At 53.6% G+C, this 19,524-nt stretch carries 18 protein-coding genes and 1 pseudogene; 11 read left to right on the top strand and 8 right to left on the bottom strand.

Annotation, left to right across the window (positions count from 1 at the left end; all coding sequences use genetic code 11):
* Positions 1–116: 116 nt before the first annotated feature.
* The 4 genes from IBT47_RS05070 (at position 117) to htpX (ending at position 4,578) form a co-directional block, all read left to right on the top strand.
* Positions 117–617: a GAF domain-containing protein gene (locus IBT47_RS05070; RefSeq protein WP_200559645.1), complete on the top strand. Its 501-nt coding sequence runs from the start codon at positions 117–119 to the stop codon at positions 615–617.
* 96 nt (positions 618–713) lie between these two features.
* Complete coding sequence (gene proQ, locus IBT47_RS05065) at positions 714–1,418, top strand: RNA chaperone ProQ (protein ID WP_105594165.1); 705 nt, start codon at positions 714–716, stop codon at positions 1,416–1,418.
* 19 nt (positions 1,419–1,437) lie between these two features.
* The gene (prc, locus tag IBT47_RS05060) at positions 1,438–3,483 is read left to right on the top strand and encodes a carboxy terminal-processing peptidase (RefSeq protein ID WP_200559644.1); all 2,046 of its coding nucleotides are present in this window, start codon (positions 1,438–1,440) and stop codon (positions 3,481–3,483) included.
* A gap of 213 nt (positions 3,484–3,696) precedes the next feature.
* Positions 3,697–4,578: a protease HtpX gene (gene htpX, locus IBT47_RS05055; RefSeq protein WP_105594163.1), complete on the top strand. Its 882-nt coding sequence runs from the start codon at positions 3,697–3,699 to the stop codon at positions 4,576–4,578.
* 191 nt (positions 4,579–4,769) lie between these two features.
* Here the strand turns inward: htpX and IBT47_RS05050 are convergent, their stop codons facing one another.
* Positions 4,770–6,149, bottom strand: a complete 1,380-nt coding sequence (locus IBT47_RS05050) for an MFS transporter (RefSeq protein WP_200559643.1) — start codon at positions 6,147–6,149, stop codon at positions 4,770–4,772.
* A 188-nt stretch (positions 6,150–6,337) separates the two neighbouring features.
* On the opposite strand from IBT47_RS05050, the gene kdgR reads away from it, so the two are divergent.
* The gene (gene kdgR, locus IBT47_RS05045; protein ID WP_200559642.1) at positions 6,338–7,129 is read left to right on the top strand and encodes a DNA-binding transcriptional regulator KdgR; all 792 of its coding nucleotides are present in this window, start codon (positions 6,338–6,340) and stop codon (positions 7,127–7,129) included.
* A gap of 49 nt (positions 7,130–7,178) precedes the next feature.
* Here kdgR and IBT47_RS05040 read toward each other — a convergent pair whose 3' ends face one another.
* The gene (locus tag IBT47_RS05040; protein WP_200543887.1) at positions 7,179–7,415 is read right to left on the bottom strand and encodes a YobH family protein; all 237 of its coding nucleotides are present in this window, start codon (positions 7,413–7,415) and stop codon (positions 7,179–7,181) included.
* 238 nt (positions 7,416–7,653) lie between these two features.
* Between IBT47_RS05040 and IBT47_RS05035 the strand changes: the two genes are divergently transcribed.
* The 5 genes and pseudogenes from IBT47_RS05035 (at position 7,654) to rlmA (ending at position 10,863) form a co-directional block, all read left to right on the top strand.
* Positions 7,654–7,929, top strand: a complete 276-nt coding sequence (locus tag IBT47_RS05035; protein WP_200559641.1) for a YebO family protein — start codon at positions 7,654–7,656, stop codon at positions 7,927–7,929.
* Between the two features lie 24 nt (positions 7,930–7,953).
* Entirely contained in the window at positions 7,954–8,958 is a 1,005-nt protein-coding gene (locus IBT47_RS05030) for an MBL fold metallo-hydrolase (protein WP_200559640.1), read from the top strand.
* Between the two features lie 517 nt (positions 8,959–9,475).
* A pseudogene (locus IBT47_RS05025) lies at positions 9,476–9,645 on the top strand (DUF2627 domain-containing protein).
* The gene (cspE, locus tag IBT47_RS05020) at positions 9,632–9,841 is read left to right on the top strand and encodes a transcription antiterminator/RNA stability regulator CspE (RefSeq protein WP_001062678.1); all 210 of its coding nucleotides are present in this window, start codon (positions 9,632–9,634) and stop codon (positions 9,839–9,841) included. The pseudogene IBT47_RS05025 and the gene cspE overlap by 14 nt, the downstream one beginning before the upstream one ends.
* A 167-nt stretch (positions 9,842–10,008) precedes the next feature.
* Entirely contained in the window at positions 10,009–10,863 is an 855-nt protein-coding gene (gene rlmA / locus IBT47_RS05015) for a 23S rRNA (guanine(745)-N(1))-methyltransferase (RefSeq protein ID WP_200559639.1), read from the top strand.
* Here the strand turns inward: rlmA and IBT47_RS05010 are convergent.
* The 4 genes from IBT47_RS05010 to manX form a co-directional block, all read right to left on the bottom strand.
* Positions 10,844–11,302: a DUF986 family protein gene (locus IBT47_RS05010; RefSeq protein WP_105594157.1), complete on the bottom strand. Its 459-nt coding sequence runs from the start codon at positions 11,300–11,302 to the stop codon at positions 10,844–10,846. The two genes, rlmA and IBT47_RS05010, sit on opposite strands and share 20 nt — an antisense overlap.
* Positions 11,303–11,368: 66 nt before the next feature.
* Positions 11,369–12,211, bottom strand: coding sequence for a PTS mannose transporter subunit IID (locus IBT47_RS05005; RefSeq protein ID WP_105594156.1), 843 nt, complete (start codon positions 12,209–12,211; stop codon positions 11,369–11,371).
* 15 nt (positions 12,212–12,226) lie between these two features.
* Positions 12,227–13,027: a PTS mannose/fructose/sorbose transporter subunit IIC gene (locus IBT47_RS05000; RefSeq protein ID WP_200559638.1), complete on the bottom strand. Its 801-nt coding sequence runs from the start codon at positions 13,025–13,027 to the stop codon at positions 12,227–12,229.
* A 56-nt stretch (positions 13,028–13,083) separates the two neighbouring features.
* Positions 13,084–14,043 carry a PTS mannose transporter subunit IIAB gene (manX, locus tag IBT47_RS04995; RefSeq protein ID WP_200559637.1) on the bottom strand — a complete coding sequence of 320 codons (960 nt, stop codon included), beginning with the start codon at positions 14,041–14,043 and terminating at the stop codon, positions 13,084–13,086.
* Positions 14,044–14,613: 570 nt separating this feature from the next.
* Between manX and IBT47_RS04990 the strand changes: the two genes are divergently transcribed.
* Positions 14,614–16,179 carry a TerC family protein gene (locus tag IBT47_RS04990; protein ID WP_200559636.1) on the top strand — a complete coding sequence of 522 codons (1,566 nt, stop codon included), beginning with the start codon at positions 14,614–14,616 and terminating at the stop codon, positions 16,177–16,179.
* A gap of 31 nt (positions 16,180–16,210) precedes the next feature.
* Here the strand turns inward: IBT47_RS04990 and IBT47_RS04985 are convergent, their stop codons facing one another.
* Together IBT47_RS04985 and sdaA are read right to left on the bottom strand one after the other, a co-directional pair.
* Positions 16,211–17,773 (bottom strand): EAL domain-containing protein, encoded by a 1,563-nt coding sequence (locus IBT47_RS04985; RefSeq protein ID WP_200559635.1) that lies wholly within the window; start codon positions 17,771–17,773, stop codon positions 16,211–16,213.
* Positions 17,774–18,085: 312 nt separating this feature from the next.
* Complete coding sequence (gene sdaA, locus IBT47_RS04980) at positions 18,086–19,450, bottom strand: L-serine ammonia-lyase (protein ID WP_200543871.1); 1,365 nt, start codon at positions 19,448–19,450, stop codon at positions 18,086–18,088.
* Positions 19,451–19,524 lie beyond the last annotated feature (74 nt).

Below are 19,524 nucleotides of genomic sequence, written 5' to 3'. Positions count from 1 at the left end.
AACTCTAAGGTTATATTAACTAACGACATGAATCATCCTGTCTCGCTGGCATTTATCACAATTTTATTCAACGAAGCGTCTGCGGGCTTCGCGACAGATTTAATAATGGTTAAACAATGACAAAAACAGAATTCTATACCGACCTGAACCGGGATATGCGTGCCTTATTGACGGGTGAAACCAGCTTTCTGGCCGCCATGGGTAACTGTAGCGCACTCCTGTTTGAACGTCTTGATGGGGTTAACTGGGCCGGTTTCTATCTGTTAACGGAAGAAAATACCCTCGTGCTGGGTCCCTTCCAGGGAAAAATCGCCTGCGTGCGTATTCCCGTGGGGCGTGGCGTTTGCGGAACGGCGGTAGCGGAAAACGCCGTGCAGCGCGTTGATGATGTGCATCTTTTCCCCGGTCATATCGCCTGTGACGCCGCCAGCAATGCTGAAATTGTGCTGCCTCTGGTGGTTAACGGTAGCGTTATTGGCGTGTTAGATATCGATAGCGTGGAGTATAACCGTTTCGATATTGAGGATGAAAAAGGGCTTAAAGCCGTAACTGACGGGCTATGCGAGGTGCTGGCTGGCACCGATGTGGAAAAATTTATTCGCATGAAACGCACCTAAAGCGCTGGATCACGTAGCAATTGTTGATGGGGTCATTATAATGACGCCTGTTCATGCCTGCGCTGATTGGCAAACCCGTTGTAATCAGGAAATTTCATGGAAAATCAACCTAAGTTGAACAGTACTAAAGAAGTAATTGCCTTTCTGGCAGAGCGTTTCCCTCAGTGCTTTAGCGCTGAAGGCGAAGCGCGCCCATTAAAGATTGGGATCTTTCAGGATTTAGTTGACCGCGTTCAGGGTGAAATGGGTTTAAGCAAAACTCAGCTTCGTTCTGCACTGCGTCTTTATACCTCCAGCTGGCGTTACCTGTACGGCATTAAAGCCGGTGCCGACCGTGTGGATCTGGACGGTAATGCCTGTGGACAGCTCGATGAGCAGCATGTTGAACATGCCCGTAAACAGCTTGAAGAAGCGAAAGCACGCGTTCAGGCACAGCGCGAGCAGCAGCAGGCGAAAAAACGTGAAGCCGGTGAAGAAGCCGCTCCCCGTCGTCCGCGCAAGCCTGCCCGTAAGCCAGCAGCCGAAGGTGAGCAGCCGCGCAAGCCGCGCAGCAAACCTGCCCGCCCGCAGGCCGACCGCGCTCCTGCTCCGGCAGCCGCTGCTGTACGTGAAGAGCGTCAGCCGTCGCGTAGCAAACCCGTTACCGACACCTCAGCATTGCAAGTTGGCCAGAGCATTAAAGTTACCGCAGGCAAAAATGCCATGGATGCGACCATTCTTGAAATCACCAAAGATGGCGTTCGGGTACAGCTGGCTTCCGGCCTGGCAATGATAGTACGCGCAGAACACTTGCAGTTCTGATACGGAGGCTAATCAGGGCATGAACACTCTTTTTAAAAGCACCATCATTGCAGGCCTGCTGTTTGCAGGAAACCTTTACGCCGCGGATAACATTACCCGCGCCGATCAGATCCCTCAGCTGCATCAGGAAGCCCAACACGCTACCGTAAGCGAACGTGTGACTTCGCGTTTTACTCGTTCACATTATCGTCAGTTCGATCTCGACAAAGATTTTTCAGCAAAAATCTTCGATCGCTATCTGAACCTGCTCGACTACAGCCACAACGTGTTGTTAGCGTCTGACATTGCACAGTACGAGGATAAAAAAGCAACACTGGGCGAAGAATTAAAAACCGGCCAGCTTTCTGTCTTTTACGATTTATATAATCTGACCCAGAAACGCCGCTTTGAGCGTTATCAGTATGCCTTGTCGGTGCTTAATAAGCCGATGAACTTTACCGGTAACGACACCATCGATATTGACCGCAGTAAGGCCGCATGGCCGAAAACCACTGACGAACTCAATGCGCTGTGGGATGCCAAGGTCAAATATGATGAGCTGAGCCTGAAGCTGACCGGAAAAGATGATAAAGAGATCCGTGAGGTTCTCACCAAGCGCTATCAGTTTGCTGAGCGTCGCCTGGCGCAAAGCAACAGCGAAGACGTTTTCCAGCTGGCGATGACCGCCTTTGCTCATGAAATCGATCCGCACACCAACTATCTCTCCCCGCGTAATACCGAACAGTTCAACACTGAAATGAGCCTTTCTCTGGAAGGTATCGGTGCGGTGCTGCAAATGGACGATGATTACACGGTAATAAACTCCATGGTGGCCGGTGGCCCGGCGGCGAAAAGTAAAGCGATCACCGTTGGCGACCGTATCGTTGGCGTAGGTCAGCCGGGTAAACCGATCGTGGACGTTATCGGCTGGCGTCTGGACGACGTTGTCGCACAGATCAAAGGACCGAAGGGCAGTAAAGTTCGCCTGGAAGTGCTGCCGGCAGGTAAGGGGACAAAAACCCGAATCATCACTCTGACGCGTGAGAAAATCCGTCTTGAAGACCGTGCGGTGAAAATGTCCGTGCACAACGTCGGGAAAGAGAAAGTCGGCGTGCTGGATATTCCGGGCTTCTATGTGGGCCTGACCGACGACGTGAAGGTGCAGCTGCAAAAGCTGCAGAAGCAGAACGTTGACAGCATCGTGATTGATCTGCGTACCAATGGCGGCGGAGCACTCACCGAAGCGGTGTCACTCTCTGGTCTGTTTATTCCAGGCGGCCCGGTAGTCCAGGTTCGCGACAATAACGGCAAGGTGCGTGAAGACAGCGATAACGATGGTATTACCTACTACAAAGGGCCGCTGGTGGTGCTGGTTGACCGCTTCAGTGCCTCTGCGTCGGAAATCTTTGCTGCGGCAATGCAGGACTACGGTCGTGCACTGATTGTCGGCGAACCGACCTTCGGTAAGGGCACCGTACAGCAGTACCGCTCTCTGAATCGCATTTACGATCAGATGCTGCGCCCTGAATGGCCAGCGCTGGGTTCCGTACAGTACACCATCCAGAAGTTCTACCGCATCAATGGCGGCAGTACGCAGCGTAAAGGTGTGACGCCTGACCTGCTGATGCCTACCGGTGTGGAAGCCATCGAGACCGGTGAGAAGTTTGAGGACAACGCGCTGCCGTGGGATAGCGTGAATGCTGCAACCTACACCAAAATTGGCGATCTGAAGCCGCTGGAACCCCAGCTGCTGAAAGATCACCAGGACCGCATTGCGAAAGATGCTGAGTTCCAGTACATCATCAAGGATATCGCGCGCTTCAATGCCAACAAGGATAAGCGTAATATTATTTCGCTTAATCTGGCCGAGCGCGAAAAAGAGAACCGTGAAGATGATGCACTGCGCCTTGAGCGGATCAACGCCAGACTGAAAGCGGAAGGTAAAAAACCGCTGGCTAAGCTGGACGATTTGCCTAAGGACTATAAAGAACCTGACCCGTATCTTGATGAAACGGTCAAAATTGCCAATGACCTGGCCCAGCTGGAAAAACAGCAGCCCGCGGTCACACCGGCAGCGGTCAACTAAGACCAACAGGCACAGCAAATGCTGTGCCTTTTTTTATCCGTGTATACTCTGCGTCAGTAACTGCATTTAAAACCCGCCAATAATGTAAAGTTATGTTTTTTTAAACACTTAACCGAGCACGGGGCTTGAAATGTGCTGCGTTGACCTTACGATATCGATACACCTTTGTACCCCTGTGTACAGTGAGTAAATAACCGAGGAAGATTAAATCATATGATGCGTATTGCTCTTTTCCTGTTAACCAACCTGGGCGTTATGGTGGTTTTCGGGCTGATCCTCAGCCTGACAGGGATCCAGTCAAGCAGTGTAATGGGCCTGATGATTATGGCGGGTCTGTTTGGCTTCGGCGGTGCGTTCGTTTCATTGCTGATGTCGAAATGGATTGCGCTTCGTTCCGTAGGTGGTGAAGTGATTGAGCAGCCGCGCAACGAAACTGAACGCTGGCTGATTGACACTATTGCCCACCAGGCGCAGCAGGTGGGTATTGCCATGCCGCAGGTTGCCGTTTACCACGCGCCGGACATTAACGCCTTTGCCACGGGCGCGCGCCGCGATGCATCGCTGGTTGCGGTTTCTACCGGGCTGTTGCAGAACATGAGCCGCGATGAAGCCGAAGCGGTTCTGGCCCACGAAGTGAGCCATATTGCCAACGGTGATATGGTGACCATGACGCTGATCCAGGGCATCGTGAACACCTTTGTGATCTTTATCTCGCGCATTCTGGCCCAGCTTGCAGCCGGATTCCTCTCCGGGAATCGCGATAATGAAGAAAGCAGCAACGGTAACCCGCTGGTCTATTTTGCCGTATCGATGGTGCTGGAACTGGTGTTCGGTATTGCGGCCAGCATTATCACCATGTGGTTCTCTCGTCACCGTGAGTTCCATGCCGATGCCGGTGCGGCGCGTCTGGCCGGCCGCGAGAAGATGATTGCTGCGCTACAGCGTCTGAAAACCAGCTATGAGCCGCAGGAAGCCAGTAGCATGATGGCCTTCTGCATCAACGGCAAATCCAAGTCGCTGAGCGAGCTGTTTATGTCGCATCCACCGCTGGATAAGCGTATTGAAGCACTGCGCACCGGTGAATATCTGAAGTAATTCTCCGGCAGCACTGGCCCTTTCGGTCGCGCTGCTAAGTGAGTAAAAAAGCCACCGTCTGTATTGTACTGCTCTCTGAAAGTTGGACATCCAACGACCAGGGGGCAGTTTATACGACAGTGGCTTTTTTTTATGGCCAAACGACGTGTCGTTTGGCCATTTTTGATCGCCGATATCGGGTCCGCGAAGTTTTATCCGTGAACACTGCGCGGCTGACGAATACGCAGTGCACTGACCACCGTGGCAACGGTGGCAAAGCTGCCTGCCAGCAGCAGGGAAAAATGCGTTCCATGGTTGGCGAACAGATTAAACATCAGCGCGACCAGCGCCGCGCCGCTGGTTTGCCCAAGCAGGCGAGCGGTGCCGAGCATCCCACTGGCTCCGCCGCTGCGGTTGCGCGGCGCGGAAGAGATAATGGTGTGATTGTTCGGCGACTGGAACAGCCCAAAGCCCGCTCCGCACAGCATCATCCGCCAGACCACGTCGGCATCCGCAGGCGCGTTGGGCAGCAGCGCCAGCGCAAACAGACCGCTGGCAAACATCGCCAGGCCAATTGCACCGAGCAGACCGGCGTGTACCCGTTCAATCAGCCGCCCGGCAATCGGTGCCATCACCATCGTGGCCAGCGGCCAGGGCGTCAGCAACAGTCCGGTTGACACTTCACTACGGCCCAGCACGTTTTGCAGATAAAACGGGAGCGAAACCATTGCCAGCATCTGCGCGCAGAACGAGCAGATAGAGGTCCCGAGGGACAGCGCAAAAATCGGGATGCGCAGCAGATCGACCGGCAGCAGCGGGAACGGCAGGCGCAGCTGACGGCGAATAAACAGCGTGCCGATAATCAGCAACAGCACCAGTTCAACCAGCAACAGCGTGCCGTTCTGCCCCTGGGCAAAGCCGCTCAGCAGCGAGATCAGCAGGCCAAAGGTGAGGGCGTTCATTACCGCGCTGGGGATATCAAAGCGCTGGCCCTGGGATTTCTGCGGATTGTCTGGCAGGAAGCGCAGGGCGAGGCATAACGCGGCGATACCGACCGGTACGTTAATCAGAAACAGCCACTGCCACGAAGCGACGGAAAGAATCGCAGCGGCTACCGTAGGACCGGCCGCACTGGAAACCGCCACAATAAGCGAGTTGATGCCCATGCCGCGGCCCAGGTGCCGCTGAGGATAAATAATGCGGATTAACGCGGTGTTGACGCTCATCAGCGCAGCGCCGCCGAAGCCCTGTAGCACGCGTGCAATGGTTAGCATGGTTAGCGAGTCGGACAGCGCGCAAAACACGGAAGTACAGGTAAACAGCACCAGACCACACTGATAGACGCGGCGATAGCCGATCATATCGCCGATAAAAGACAGTGAAAGCAGAGAGATAATGATTGCCAGCTGGTAGGCGTTCACAATCCAGATTGACTCTGCCGGGCTGGCATTAAGTTCGCGAGCAATGGTCGGCAGTGCGACGTTGGCAATCGCACCATCCAGCACGGCGACGGTGATGCCCAGTGCAATAGCCAAAATCGCACCGTAACGCTGCGGAACGGGAAGCCCGTCGTTAACAGAAATTGCAGACATAGAGAGGAAGTAATGTAAGAGGTGAATATTACCATGCTAATGCTTTTTGCGATTTTTGCCAGAGGTAAACGACTGAAAACTATCACCGGATGTGTCGGCATCTCGGCGACTGCCGTTGCGGCACCGTGGGGCGGTACGTATACTGGAAATAGCGTTCCATTTTTTATAAAACACAAAGGTAAAGCGCAATGGCCAGTACCGATTCAGATAAGCAACCGGATGCCGTCTCTTCGGTGATGAAAGTGTTTGGTATTTTGCAGGCGCTGGGAGAAGAGCGGGAAAACGGTATTACCGAACTGTCCCAGCGGGTGATGATGTCGAAAAGCACCGTTTACCGCTTTTTGCAGACCATGAAAACGCTGGGCTATGTGTCGCAGGAAGGGGAATCGGAAAAATATGCTCTGACGCTGAAGCTGTTTGAGCTGGGCGCAAAAGCGTTACAAAACGTCGATCTGATCCGCAGCGCCGATATTCAGATGCGGGAGATTTCCCGCCTGACCCGGGAAACTATCCACCTGGGCGCGCTGGAAGAGGACAGTATTGTCTATATCCATAAGATTGACTCGCTCTACAATCTACGGATGTACTCGCGTATTGGCCGACGCAATCCGCTCTACAGCACGGCCATCGGCAAAGTGCTGCTGGCGTGGCGAAATTATGATGAGGTGCGCGAGATCCTCGCCGATGTGGAGTTCGTTCTCAGTACGGCTAAGACGCTGAACGGGGTGGATGAGCTGCTATCCGCACTCGATCGCGTCAGATCGCAGGGCTTTGGCGAAGATAATGAAGAGCAGGAAGAAGGGATTCGCTGTATCGCTGTGCCGGTCTTTGACCGCTTTGGCGTGGTTATCGCCGGGCTGAGCATCTCCTTCCCGACGATTCGCTTTGCAGAAGAGAATAAGCAGCACTATGTCTCAATGCTGCACCGGGCGGCTAAGACGATTTCTTCCCAGCTGGGCTATCACGACTATCCATTTTAAGCTGCGGTATGTTAAGTTGCGGGCCGACGACAGGTCGGCCCGTCTGATTTCAGTTATCGACGACTTCGATACTTTTTCTGAGCAGAGGGCAATCGGTCACGCCGATGATTCCGCTGTCGGTATGCAGATACTGCGCAATCACGACGCCGCGCGCCGTCAGATACTGGCACTGCAGGCCCATTCCCGCCACGTTCTTATTGCTGCCGGTTAATACGCCATAGCCGGTAACCAGCATGGCCAGCCAGATAATCACCAGTAGAGCAATGAGTCGCGTCAATACTTTCATGCTATCCCCTTTATTGTTGTTTATCAGCAGCCTGGCCCGGACATCAGGGCGCTGCTCATTCAGCATGCCGCGACATGCCTCACAAAGCGATAAGAGGATACTGAAACATCTCGTCTTATTCTGCGCAGCGGCTGCGTAAATTTTGTGAGGTAGCTATCAATTGGCGTAGCAGCAGGTAGAATCTACAGCCGCAGTGTCGCCGGATAATCGGCGGCGTAAATTCAGTTTTGAGGTTGGTATGAACGAAATGGTAAATGACGTGCAGGGGCTGACATCGACCGCGCTGATCATGGCACTGGTTATCATCGGTCTGGTGGTGTGGTTTTTTGTCAATCGCGCCAGCGTGCGAGCCAATCAGCAGATTCAGCTGCTGGAAGCGTTACTTGAAGAGCAGAAACGCCAGAACGCACTGCTGCGCAAACTCACCGAGAATGCCGCAGACAAGGCGCAGCCGGAGCAGGCACCGGAAGACGATGCCGAGAAAGACTTTATCCGTATGATCCCGGAGCGTTAATTCTGCAGCAATAAGGTGAACGCAATGGCCTGGAAAAATCCCTGGTACGATCCTGCTCTTTCTCACCATACCCCCGACGGTTTTTGTAATCCGGAACCCGAACTGCGACAGCCGGGGGACTTGCAACGCTGGCGACGTGAGAGAAAGGCGCAGGGCTTGCCTAAGCCGCCGGCAGCGGGATATGAACAGTTTACACGCCTGTGGTGGCAGCCAGCCGATCTTAGCGGCAGCGAAGATGCCGTATGGTGGCTGGGGCATGCCTGTTTGCTGTTGCGCCTTGATGGTCGCTATACGCTGATCGATCCGGCACTCTCGTCGCGCGCTTCACCGCTGCCGTTTGCCGGGCCGCAGCGCAAAACGCCCCCTGCGCTGGCGATTGATGATTTGCCCTCACTGGATAGCGTGCTGATTTCCCATAACCATTACGATCATCTTGATCGACCGACCATCAAAAAAATTCTTCGTCGCTTTCCTGATGTACGATTTGTGGTGCCGCTGGGGTTGGCGAAATGGTTTACTCGCCTTGGGGCAGCTCACGTTGAGGAGCTTGACTGGTGGCAAAGCACCCGTTTGGGAGAGGTCACCGTCCATGCCGTCCCCGCCCGCCACTGGAGTATGCGCTCGCTGCGTGACCGCAACCGCTCTTTGTGGTGTGGCTGGGTGGTGACACACCCGCGACTGAACTTCTGGTTCAGCGGCGACAGTGGATACTCCGATCGTCTGCTTGAGATCCCCAACAGGCTGGGGCCCTTTAATCTGGCAGCGTTGCCCATTGGGGCTTATGCACCAAAATGGTTCATGCGGGGGCAGCACATGGACCCCGAGCAGGCCGTTTCACTTTATCAGACGATGGGGCAGCCGCAGACTGTAGCGATACACTGGGGCGTATTTGAACTGGCTGATGAATCAATGGATGAACCGCCACAGGTTTTGCAGCAGGCATTAGCGCAAGCTGGCTTGACGGAAGAGCGTTTTCAGGCGTGGCGAATAGGCTCCAGAGTATTGCTCAACAATATATGTCAAGATTAATCCTAATGTATTTTTCTATATGTAATAGCTAATAATGAGAGGCACGTCTAATAGCGTAATTAAATTGAAAAAATAAGGTTAATTTAAACACTTGTTGAAATGCCTTTAAATGGGGCAGGATTGTCGTGAATCTCCTGTTTTTGGTGCAGCCTAATTACGGGATGAAACAAGTGGTACATTGTCAGTTGGCATAAGGCTGCTGTGTTGGAAAAGTCATTGAGGCCCATAGATTTTATTTGACAATACTTTGCCATAATTACGTAATACTTGCAGTTTATTATCGTATTATGCCCGCTATTTGGCAGCGTTTTATGTGGCTGAAGCCCATACTGCCGCTGGGTTTACTGAGGATGAAAATATGCGCAGCATTGACTCATATGCTGGCATAAAAGTGACATTTAGCTCCTTTGCTGTTTCAATTGTGTGCGACATATCAATGCTTGCCTAAAAATAACTTGCCATTAATTAGCGGATATGTGATAAACGCATTTGAGTAAAACGAGGTACAGTTCTGTTTATGTGTGGCATCTTCAGTAAAGAAGTTCTGAGTAAAGACGTTGACGTTGAATACCGCTTCCTTGCCGAGCCTTAATTAATGCCTCATGCAGTAATGTCTCTGGTTTTTCTGTACGTCAGGCCTACGGGCTAATAAACACTCTAAGGAATTTGCAAAATGGCAAAGATTAAAGGTCAGGTTAAGTGGTTCAACGAGTCTAAAGGTTTTGGTTTCATTACTCCTGCTGACGGCAGCAAAGATGTGTTCGTACACTTCTCTGCAATCCAGGGTAACGGCTTCAAAACTCTGGCTGAAGGCCAGAACGTTGAGTTCGAAATTCAGGACGGCCAGAAAGGCCCTGCTGCTGTGAACGTTACCGCTATCTGATTTCGATTTGAGACTGTCACCAACGCCCTATTGCGTCGTGCAGTCTGAAATCTGAATACTAAAGCTCTGTCAGCAATGGCAGAGCTTTTTTGTTTGCGGCAAGAAGTGCTGCCGCTGCGGCACACTTTCAAGTACACTGCCGCCGTCCTTGATCGCGGAGAGTTGTTATGTCCTACCTGTGTCCCCTTTGCCAACAGCCTTTACTCGCTCAGCAACGCGTTTTGCGCTGCGAGAACCAGCATCAGTTCGACCTGGCAAAAGAGGGGTATATCAATCTGCTGCCGGTGCAGCACAAGCGTTCGAAACAGCCCGGTGACAGCGCTGAGATGATGCAGGCAAGGCGTAACTTCCTTGATGCGGGGCATTACCAGCCGCTGCAACAGCGCGTGTGCGATATGCTTGATGCCGCATTACAGAACAGCACCCTGAGCGTACTGGATATTGGCTGTGGCGAAGGCTATTACACGCAGGCAGTCGCCACCCGGCTGCAGGAAGAACGCGAGCAGGCACTGGTCTACGGGTTGGATGTGGCGAAAATTGCCGTCCGCTACGGTGCTAAGCGCTATGGTAACGTCGAGTTCTGCGTAGCGTCCAGCCACCGTCTGCCGTTCGGTAACAATCAGTTTGATGCGGTGCTGCGCATTTATGCGCCCTGTAAAGCCGCTGAACTGGCAAGAGTCGTTAAGCCGCAGGGATACGTGCTGACCGTGACGCCAGGCCCGCGCCACTTAATGCAGTTTAAAGCACTGATCTATCAGGATGTGAAACTGCATGACAACACGCCGGAAGAGATGCCTGGGTTTACGCTTGTCGAGGAGCAGTCGCTGGGGTATTCGATGATGCTAAACAGTGAAGAGTCCGCAGCGCTGCTGCAAATGACGCCGTTTGCGTGGCGGGCACGGCCTGAAGTGTGGGGGATACTTGCCACCACCACTGAATTTGCCTGCGAGACGGATTTCACCCTGCGGCTGTGGCAGCGGCAGGATGATGGGGAAACCGCCGTTAGCGACTCTCCAGCATAAATTTGTAGATTGTCTCCAGATCGTCCAGCTTGCGGACATAGATCAGCAGGCGGCGATTTTCCAGCGTAATCACCAGCACGCCATCCTCAGACAAATTTATCGCGCTGATACGGTCCCAGGTGATAAAAACGTTAGCAAAAAAGAATCCGTGCTCCTTTAGCAGCAGCTTCGGCGCGCGGACCCAAAACAGCCATATCGCCATTGCACCCAGCGCCATCAGCAGCAGCGTTGTCAGCTGAGGGCCCTGCACGCGTAAATTCTGATACAGCAGGATAGCCAGCAGGCCGATGAATATTACGCTGTCGAGCTTGGTGCGCCGCTGAAGCAGAATTTTCAGCTGCGTTGGGCCATTCAGGCGCGGCATGATTAGCTCGTCGTAAATGGCATAGAGCAAAATCAGAACAATAAACAGCAAAATCAGGTAATCAGTCAGTTGCATAATCCCGTCCGAAAAAAAGGGCCAGACTGTGCTGGCCCTCGAAGTTAATGGTGCTGAAGGTCAGGCTCAGACGCCGAGCAGGCCAACCCAGTAGCCAAAGATACCAATAACAAAGAAGCCCATAATAATCCACAGCGCGTTCACCTTACGGCGAAGCAGCCACATACAGCCGAAGGTCAGCAGCAGCGGGATCAGTCCAGGCATCAGCTGGTCGAGGATTGACTGCACCGTGGTGACGGTGGTTTTACCGGTCTGATCGGTGATTCGCGACACCACCAGCGGCACGTTAACATGCGTCCACTTGTTAACCAGCGCCCCCATGACAAACAGGCCGAGTATCGACGCGCCCTCCGTCAGTTTTTGCAGGAAGCCACCGCCCATATCGCTGACGATATCCACCCCTTTGCGATAGCCGTAGGCCACACCGTAGTAGCGCACCAGCAGACGAGCCAGGTTAAACAGTACAAAGAAAAGTACCGGACCCAGCAGGCTGCCGCTCATGGCGATACCTGCACCGAGCGCCGCGAATACCGGGCGAACCGTGCCCCAGAAAATCGGATCGCCGACGCCCGCCAGCGGTCCCATCAGGCCAACTTTGATGCCGTTGATAGCCGCATCGTCAATCGGCGCGCCGTTAGCTCGCTGCTCTTCCATCGCCATGGTAACGCCCAGCACCGGAGCCGCCACGTATGGATGGGTGTTGAAGAATTCCAGATGGCGCTTAATCGCCTGTTTGCGGTCATCATTATTCTCGGGATAGAGGCGGCGAATCACCGGCACCATCGAGAAGCAGAAGCCCAGCGCCTGCATACGTTCGAAGTTCCACGAACCCTGGAACAGGTTTGAGCGTAAGAACACCCCGCGGATATCACCGGGAGTGAGTTTCTTCTGTGTTGTTGTCTCAACCATTTTTCTCACCTTTCCTTAATCGAGTTCGTTATCAAGGTCGTTATTTACCGGGCCCGCAGCCTGCGCACCGGCAACGCGGTTATATTTTGGCGCCAGCTGGATATACAGGATGGCCATGACCACGCCGATAACGCCCAGTGCCACCAGGTTGAAGTTGGTGAATGCGGCCGTTACGAAGCCAAGGTAGAAGAACGGCATCAGGTAGCCCGCGCGCATCATGTTAATCACCATCGCGTAACCCACAACGACGATCATGCCCCCGGCGATGTTCAGGCCGTTGGTCACCACCTCAGGAATTGAGTTCAGCAGGTCGTGGACCACGCTGGTGCCGACCGAAATCGCCACAATCAATGCCGGAATGGCGATACGCATTGCCTGCAGGACCAGCGCCGAAACGTGTATCCAGGATATGGCGGTGAGATTGCCTTTTGCCGCGGCTTTATCCGCTGCGTGCTGGAAGGCGACGGTGATGGTACGAACGATAATGGTCAGCACCTGGCCTGCCGCAGCCAGCGGAATCGCCAGTGCAATACCGGCTCCGACGCTTTGACCACCGGCAATGACCAGGATAGTTGAGATGATGGAAGCCAGAGCCGCATCCGGTGCAACCGCAGCACCAATGTTCATCCAGCCCAGTGCGATCATCTCCAGCGTACCGCCGATGATGATCCCGGTTTTGATATCACCCAAAACCGCACCGATTAATGTACAGGCCACAAGGGGCCGGTGAAACTGAAATTCATCGAGGATCGAGCCCATGCCCGCGATACAGGCGACGATAAATATCAGAACAATTTGCAGCGTGGTAATCTCCATTACACTTCTCCTCTTAGATACAGAACGGAGTTCAACCTGAACTTTCAGGCCACGGGCTACTGATTCAGACGGGCGATCAGGTCCATCATTTTCAGCTTCTGATCGCTGGAAACTTTACGCACTTCCAGTTCTATTCCGCGCGCGTTGAGTTTGTTAAACGCCTCGATATCTTTCGCATCAACCGATACGGCATTGTTTACCTGGGTTTTCCCCTGGCGGAACGCCATACCGCCGATGTTCACGCTGGTAATGCCAACGCCGTCTTCCACCAGCCTTTCGACATCGGTCGGGTTGGTGAACAGCAGCATCACTTTCTCACCGGCATATTTCGGGTTGTTCCACACGCGGACCATCTTGGCAACATCTACCACGTGTGCAGTTACGCCTGGAGGGGCAACCTGAGTCAGCAGCGTTTTACGCACGTTATCCGCGGCCACTTCGTCACTGACCACGATAATACGCGTGACGTTGGTTTCCTTGGTCCAGCGGGTGGCGACCTGGCCGTGAATCAGGCGGTCATCAATGCGCGCCAGGCCAATTACCATATGTTCGCCGGGTTTCAGTGGGGCAGACGGAGGTGCTGGGGGTTTAACAGTGGGTGCCGGGGCTGCCTGAGGTGGTTTGGCTTTGAGCGCCTTGACGCCTTCGCGGCCGGTTTCAACCGCCAGCGCTACCAGCTCGTCGAAGGACGGATTGTCATCGCGGGCCATCAGCACTTCGACCAGCATCGGGATATTCACCCCGGCGACGACTTCGTGATGTTCTTTATCAACCACCAGACGACTGGCGGCGTTAAACGGGCTACCGCCCCAGGTATCAACCAGGAACAGCACTCCCTGACTCACGTCGAGGTCGTGTATTCGCGCCTGATACTTTTCGATTAACGTTTCTGCATTTTCCCCCGGGACAAAGTCGATCCAACCGACGTTATCCTGCTCACCCAGGAGCATTTCGGCCGTTTTCAGCAGCTGTTCCGCTGCCCAGCCGTGTGTGCCGATGATGATAGCAATAGTCACTTGCTACTCCTTATCCAGTTGACGACGGCTCTCTGGAGTTCAAGCCGCGCGAGGCTCAGCCGATCGATACCATGACTATCCGAAATTTAATCTTCGCCAACGTCGGATACTTAAGGTATTTGCGTGATTCAGCATGAAAGAGGTCACACTTATTTTTCTACTTCGTGCCGGTAAACTTGCAATGGCACGCTTAACACACCTGTTAACGCGATTTATTTTAGTACGTGAAAAAATAAATTATGTGACCTTGCTCAGTAATTTAGACCGTAATTGATAAATACGCGCGGTCAGCAAAGCGTAAAGTTCTGCAAGGATGCCAGCCAAGTGTAAGAAACCATTTTGACGCCCATGTTTCTGCTGCTAGAGTAGTGATCCTTTTCTAATACAGGAGTAACGGGCCTCAGCCCTCCCTATGGACTGCCACCGAAGTTGCTTAATTATGCCGCCGGGCTATCCGGTATCGCTTTCAACGTCTTCTGACGTCATCTCTGCTTCCACTCGTCGTTATTTCTGCCGCACGCTCAGCCGAACGTCTGCTGCGTTTTCCCGTTCCTTTTTCCGGAGTCTGTCATGGAATTTCTTTTAGACCCCTCAATTTGGGCTGGTCTGCTCACGCTGGTTGTTCTTGAAATCGTCCTGGGCATCGATAACCTGGTGTTTATTGCCATTCTGGCCGACAAGCTGCCGCCGAAGCAGCGTGATAAAGCGCGTCTGATCGGGCTTTCGCTGGCGCTCATTATGCGTCTGGGCCTGCTGTCGCTTATCTCGTGGATGGTCACACTGACGCGTCCGCTGTTCAGCGTCGGCGAGTTTAGCTTCTCCGGGCGTGACTTGATTCTGCTGTTCGGTGGGCTGTTCCTGTTGTTCAAGGCCACGATGGAGCTGCATGAACGGCTGGAAAATCGCGAACATAATGATGGAGCAAACCGGGGATACGCCAGTTTTTGGGCGGTTGTGGTACAGATCATTATTTTGGATGCCGTCTTCTCCCTCGATGCGGTGATTACCGCCGTGGGCATGGTGAATAACCTGGCGGTGATGATGACGGCGGTCATTATCGCTATGGGCGTGATGCTGCTGGCCTCCAAGCCGTTAACTAACTTCGTTAACGCGCACCCGACGGTGGTAGTGCTGTGTCTGAGCTTCCTGCTGATGATTGGTCTCAGCCTGGTGGCGGAAGGCTTTGGTTTCCATATTCCGAAAGGCTATCTGTACGCGGCGATTGGCTTCTCGATTCTGATTGAGCTATTTAACCAGATTGCCCGCCGTAACTTTATGCGTCATCAGGCCAGAAGGCCGATGCGTGAGCGTACCGCTGAGGCGATACAGCGCCTGATGGGTGGCCGTCGTAATAGTACTGAGAACAGCGGTAGCGAAAGCAGTGAAGTGGCAGCGATCCTGCCGCAGGAAGCATTTAAAGATGAAGAGCGCTATATGATCAACGGCGTTCTGACTCTGGCCTCGCGTTCCATTCGCAGCATTATGACACCGCGCGGTGACATTTCATGGGTTGATATCGAACGCCCGCTGGACGAAATCCGCATGCAGCTGTTGGATACGCCACACAGCCTGTTCCCGGTATGTCGCGGCGAACTGGATGAAATTGTTGGCGTAGTCAGGGCGAAAGAGCTGCTGGTGGCGCTGGACCACGGTGTGGATGTGGCCACGTTTGCCTCCGCAACGCCACCAATCATCATTCCGGAAACGCTGGACCCGCTCAACCTGCTGAGCGTGTTGCGCCGTGCCAAAGGCAGCTTTGTCGTGGTCACCAGCGAGTTTGGTGTGGTACAGGGGCTGGTGACGCCGCTGGACGTGCTGGAAGCGATTGCCGGTGAGTTCCCGGATGAAGATGAAACCCCGGATATTATCGCCGATGGTGACGGCTGGCTGGTCAAGGGCGGCACCGATCTGCACTCGCTTCAGCAGCTGTTCGATACTCAGGAACTGGTTCGTCCGGAAGATGACCACGCCTCGCTGGCGGGTCTGCTGATTGCCCAGAAGGGTCAGCTGCCAAAAGCGGGTGAGGTATTCGAGATGCCGCCGCTGCGTTTCCAGATTATCGAAGCGACAGATTACCGCGTTGATCTGGTTCGCGTGACGCGTGAACGCAACGAGCACGACGAAGAAGAAGGTTAACGTTGAGCAGGCCGGGGAAACCCGGCCTTTTTTATGCCGGGCAGAACGCTTTGTGATTAGCCAGCCAGGCCGGGAAATCCCCTAATGGCATCGGCCGTGCATAGTAATAACCCTGCAATGCATCCACTCCGCGTTCGCGCAGATACTCTGCCTGTTCCGCCGTTTCAACACCTTCGGCAACCAGTCCAATATTCAGCTGCTGGGCCAGTGAAATCACCATATCGGTCACCGTGGCGTTTATGGCATCGGTGCCGATGGCCGCAGTAAAGACCTTGTCGATTTTCAGCACGTCAGGGCTCAGTGTTTTTAGATAGGACAGTGAGCTGTGCCCGGTACCAAAATCATCAATCGCCAGCTTAACCCCGACTTTATGCAGATGAGAAACCACCCGCTGGTCGACAACCGGCAGTGAATCGCGCTCGGTCAGTTCCACCACCAGCTGTGGCTGGGGATTCGCCGGCCACCACAGGCGTTGTAAATCATCAATAATCGCCCGCTCGCGGAAGTGGCTGGCGGCGACGTTTATCGCAATATGGAATGAGGAACGCATCGGCAGGTCGGGCAAATGTCTGACCGTTTCACTGATTACAAATCGGGTCAGTGGAGCGATCAGGTTCTGGCGTTCGGCCAGCGGAATGAAAACGTCCGGCGGTATCCATCCCTGGCGCGGATTGTGCCAGCGCAGCAGCATTTCAATGCCGTCGCACTGGCCGTTATGGGCATTGATCAGCGGCTGGCAGTAAACCATAAATTCCCGCGCGGTAATGCCATAGCTAATCTGCCAGGACAGACTCATGCGATTTGCGGTGGCCAGCCAGACGATATAGCCCATCAGCAGGCTCAGTAGCAGCGCCAGCGGTAGCTGTGACGGCACGGTTATCAGCGCCAACCGCGAAGGCGAGGGTCCGAAAAGAGTAATTGAATAAGGATAGCGCAGGGAGGATTCGACGATGGTCACCTGATCTTCAGCAGGCATTGCCGGTTCAATCAGCGGGTTACCGTATTCAAGGCTCTGACTGCCGACGTTCAGTATCGCCCGCTCAACCCAGGGTAATGTGGGTTCCAGCAGATAGCTGGTCATCAGTTCAATATTAATGACCTGTAAAACACCTGCGCGGTTGCCTTCATTACTCGGCGTCCACAGCAGCAGGATCGGTGAACCCTTAAGCAAATGTTCATCTACCGCCAGCTGCATTCGCTGATTTTTGACCAAAAGCTCGGGGTAATTGCTGCTGAAGGCGAGATCTGACGGGCCGAAGATACTTGAGCAGTAGATGCGATCGTTATCGACCAGCAGGATGGATCTGACGGTTTGCAGGACAGCCAGTTTCTCAATCAGTTTAAAACGGATAAGTCCACAGTCGGTACCGACCCAGGCAAGAGCGTTATCGGCGGCAACATCCAGAGGAGAAAACATGCGGTCAAAGCGCTGAATGGCGTTATTAGCAAAGCTGTGAGATTGCTGTTCTATGCGGTTCTTTTCTTCCACAAACCTGAAGGTTAAGGTCAGAATGAGCACCAGTGCTGCAACGACCGCCGCGATAAGCAATCGCTTGCGGCGGAACTGTCCTAATACTTCCTGGGACATTTGCATTAGTAACCATCCTATAAGCCAGTCGCGTATACAGAGTTTGAATACCGTTAATGGGCAAAACAGACATTTAGTTTATTAGCACTGAAGAGAAAAGCGGAATGTCTCAAAAACAGGAACTTACTCTCACAGAACGCGCCGAGACACTCTAGCCGTTTCCTGAATCTGGGGATAGCCGCCAGCTAAACTATTTTGAAGTATAGGAAAGAAAAAGCGCCATCCGGTAGATGGCGCTTAGTTAATTTTGGTACTAATTTTGGCACTTGACGAAAAAGCGAATCAGGACAGGTTCTCAAACACTTACGTCAGATTTGATTAGTCACACTGAACTTTGATTGCCAGGCCGCCACGTGAGGTCTCACGATACTTGGCATTCATGTCTTTGCCGGTTTCGTACATGGTTTCGATCACTTTATCCAGCGACACGCGCGCTTCGCTGGTACGGCGCATCGCCATGCGGGCAGAGTTAATGGCTTTGACCGAGGCGATGGCGTTACGCTCGATGCACGGCACCTGAACCTGGCCGGCAACCGGATCGCAGGTCAGACCCAGATTGTGTTCCATACCAATTTCCGCCGCCACGCACACCTGCTCCGGGCTTGCACCCAGCAGTTCGGCAAGACCGGCTGCCGCCATGGAACAGGCCACGCCAACTTCCCCCTGGCAGCCGACTTCGGCACCGGAAATCGAGGCGTTCATCTTATACAGAATGCCGATCGCCCCGGCGGCCATAAAGTAGCGGGTGAAGATATCCGGGCTGACCGACTCAATAAAATGATCGTAATAGGCCAGCACCGCAGGGACGATACCGCAGGCACCGTTGGTGGGTGCGGTTACCACTCGTCCACCGGCAGCGTTCTCTTCGTTAACCGCAAGGGCAAACATATTCACCCAGTCGATGACGTTCATCGGATCGCTGGAAAGCTTGTCGGAAGAAACAAGCAGACGGCGCAGCGCTGAGGCACGGCGCGGAACGCGCAGCGGACCTGGCAGCACGCCCTCGGTATTCAGACCACGATCGATACAGTCGCGCATGGTTTGCCAGACATCGGAGAAATAGCGCTCGATGTCCGCGCGGGAGTGGATTGCCAGTTCGTTTTTCAGCACCATTCCGGAGAGGGAAAGGCCGGTCTGCTGGCAGTGGTTTAACATCTCTTTCGCTGAGTTAAACGGGTAGGGTACTGATACTTCATTCAGCGCGGTTTTGCCGAAGCTCTCTTCATCGACGATAAAGCCGCCGCCCACCGAGTAGTAGGTTTTGCTGTAGATTTTCAGATCGCCAGCATAAGCATGGATACTCATACCGTTTTCGTGCAGCGACAGGTTGTCGCTGCGGAACACCATGCCGCCTTCGCGCGGGAAATCAACTTCGTGGGCACCGTTAGCCAGCAACAGACGCTGACGATCTTCCACATCACGAATAAACGCCGGAATACTGTCGATATCGACGCTTTCCGGTGAAGCACCCGACAGCCCCATGATAATGGCGATATCGGTGTGGTGGCCTTTTCCGGTCAGCGACAGCGATCCGTAGACGTCCACCGCAATGCGAGTAACGGAGGATAGCTGGCGGCTGGCCAGCAGATCGTCGACAAACTGTTTGCCGGCTTTCATTGGACCAACCGTATGGGAACTCGACGGGCCGATGCCGATCTTAAACATGTCGAAAACGCTAATCACGCTATACGCTCCTTAACAAGATTACTCACTGGACGATGCTCACAAATAAGATGAATTGGGTGAAATATAAATGA

The sequence above is a fragment of the Erwinia sp. S43 genome (assembly GCF_016624745.1).
Classification (GTDB): Bacteria; Pseudomonadota; Gammaproteobacteria; order Enterobacterales; family Enterobacteriaceae; genus Erwinia; species Erwinia coffeiphila.
This window is presented reverse-complemented; position numbering and strand designations above follow the sequence as displayed.

Coding starts and splice junctions, on each gene's coding strand:
- htpX (WP_105594163.1), top strand. CDS start 3,697: ATGATGCGTATTGCTCTTTTCCTGTTAACCAACCTGGGCGTTATGGTG.
- rlmA (WP_200559639.1), top strand. CDS start 10,009: ATGTCCTACCTGTGTCCCCTTTGCCAACAGCCTTTACTCGCTCAGCAA.
- IBT47_RS05050 (WP_200559643.1), bottom strand. CDS start 6,149: ATGTCTGCAATTTCTGTTAACGACGGGCTTCCCGTTCCGCAGCGTTAC.
- IBT47_RS05030 (WP_200559640.1), top strand. CDS start 7,954: ATGGCCTGGAAAAATCCCTGGTACGATCCTGCTCTTTCTCACCATACC.
- IBT47_RS05070 (WP_200559645.1), top strand. CDS start 117: ATGACAAAAACAGAATTCTATACCGACCTGAACCGGGATATGCGTGCC.
- prc (WP_200559644.1), top strand. CDS start 1,438: ATGAACACTCTTTTTAAAAGCACCATCATTGCAGGCCTGCTGTTTGCA.
- cspE (WP_001062678.1), top strand. CDS start 9,632: ATGGCAAAGATTAAAGGTCAGGTTAAGTGGTTCAACGAGTCTAAAGGT.
- IBT47_RS04990 (WP_200559636.1), top strand. CDS start 14,614: ATGGAATTTCTTTTAGACCCCTCAATTTGGGCTGGTCTGCTCACGCTG.
- IBT47_RS05040 (WP_200543887.1), bottom strand. CDS start 7,415: ATGAAAGTATTGACGCGACTCATTGCTCTACTGGTGATTATCTGGCTG.
- IBT47_RS05010 (WP_105594157.1), bottom strand. CDS start 11,302: ATGCAACTGACTGATTACCTGATTTTGCTGTTTATTGTTCTGATTTTG.
- kdgR (WP_200559642.1), top strand. CDS start 6,338: ATGGCCAGTACCGATTCAGATAAGCAACCGGATGCCGTCTCTTCGGTG.
- IBT47_RS04985 (WP_200559635.1), bottom strand. CDS start 17,773: ATGCAAATGTCCCAGGAAGTATTAGGACAGTTCCGCCGCAAGCGATTG.
- proQ (WP_105594165.1), top strand. CDS start 714: ATGGAAAATCAACCTAAGTTGAACAGTACTAAAGAAGTAATTGCCTTT.
- IBT47_RS05035 (WP_200559641.1), top strand. CDS start 7,654: ATGAACGAAATGGTAAATGACGTGCAGGGGCTGACATCGACCGCGCTG.
- IBT47_RS05000 (WP_200559638.1), bottom strand. CDS start 13,027: ATGGAGATTACCACGCTGCAAATTGTTCTGATATTTATCGTCGCCTGT.
- IBT47_RS05005 (WP_105594156.1), bottom strand. CDS start 12,211: ATGGTTGAGACAACAACACAGAAGAAACTCACTCCCGGTGATATCCGC.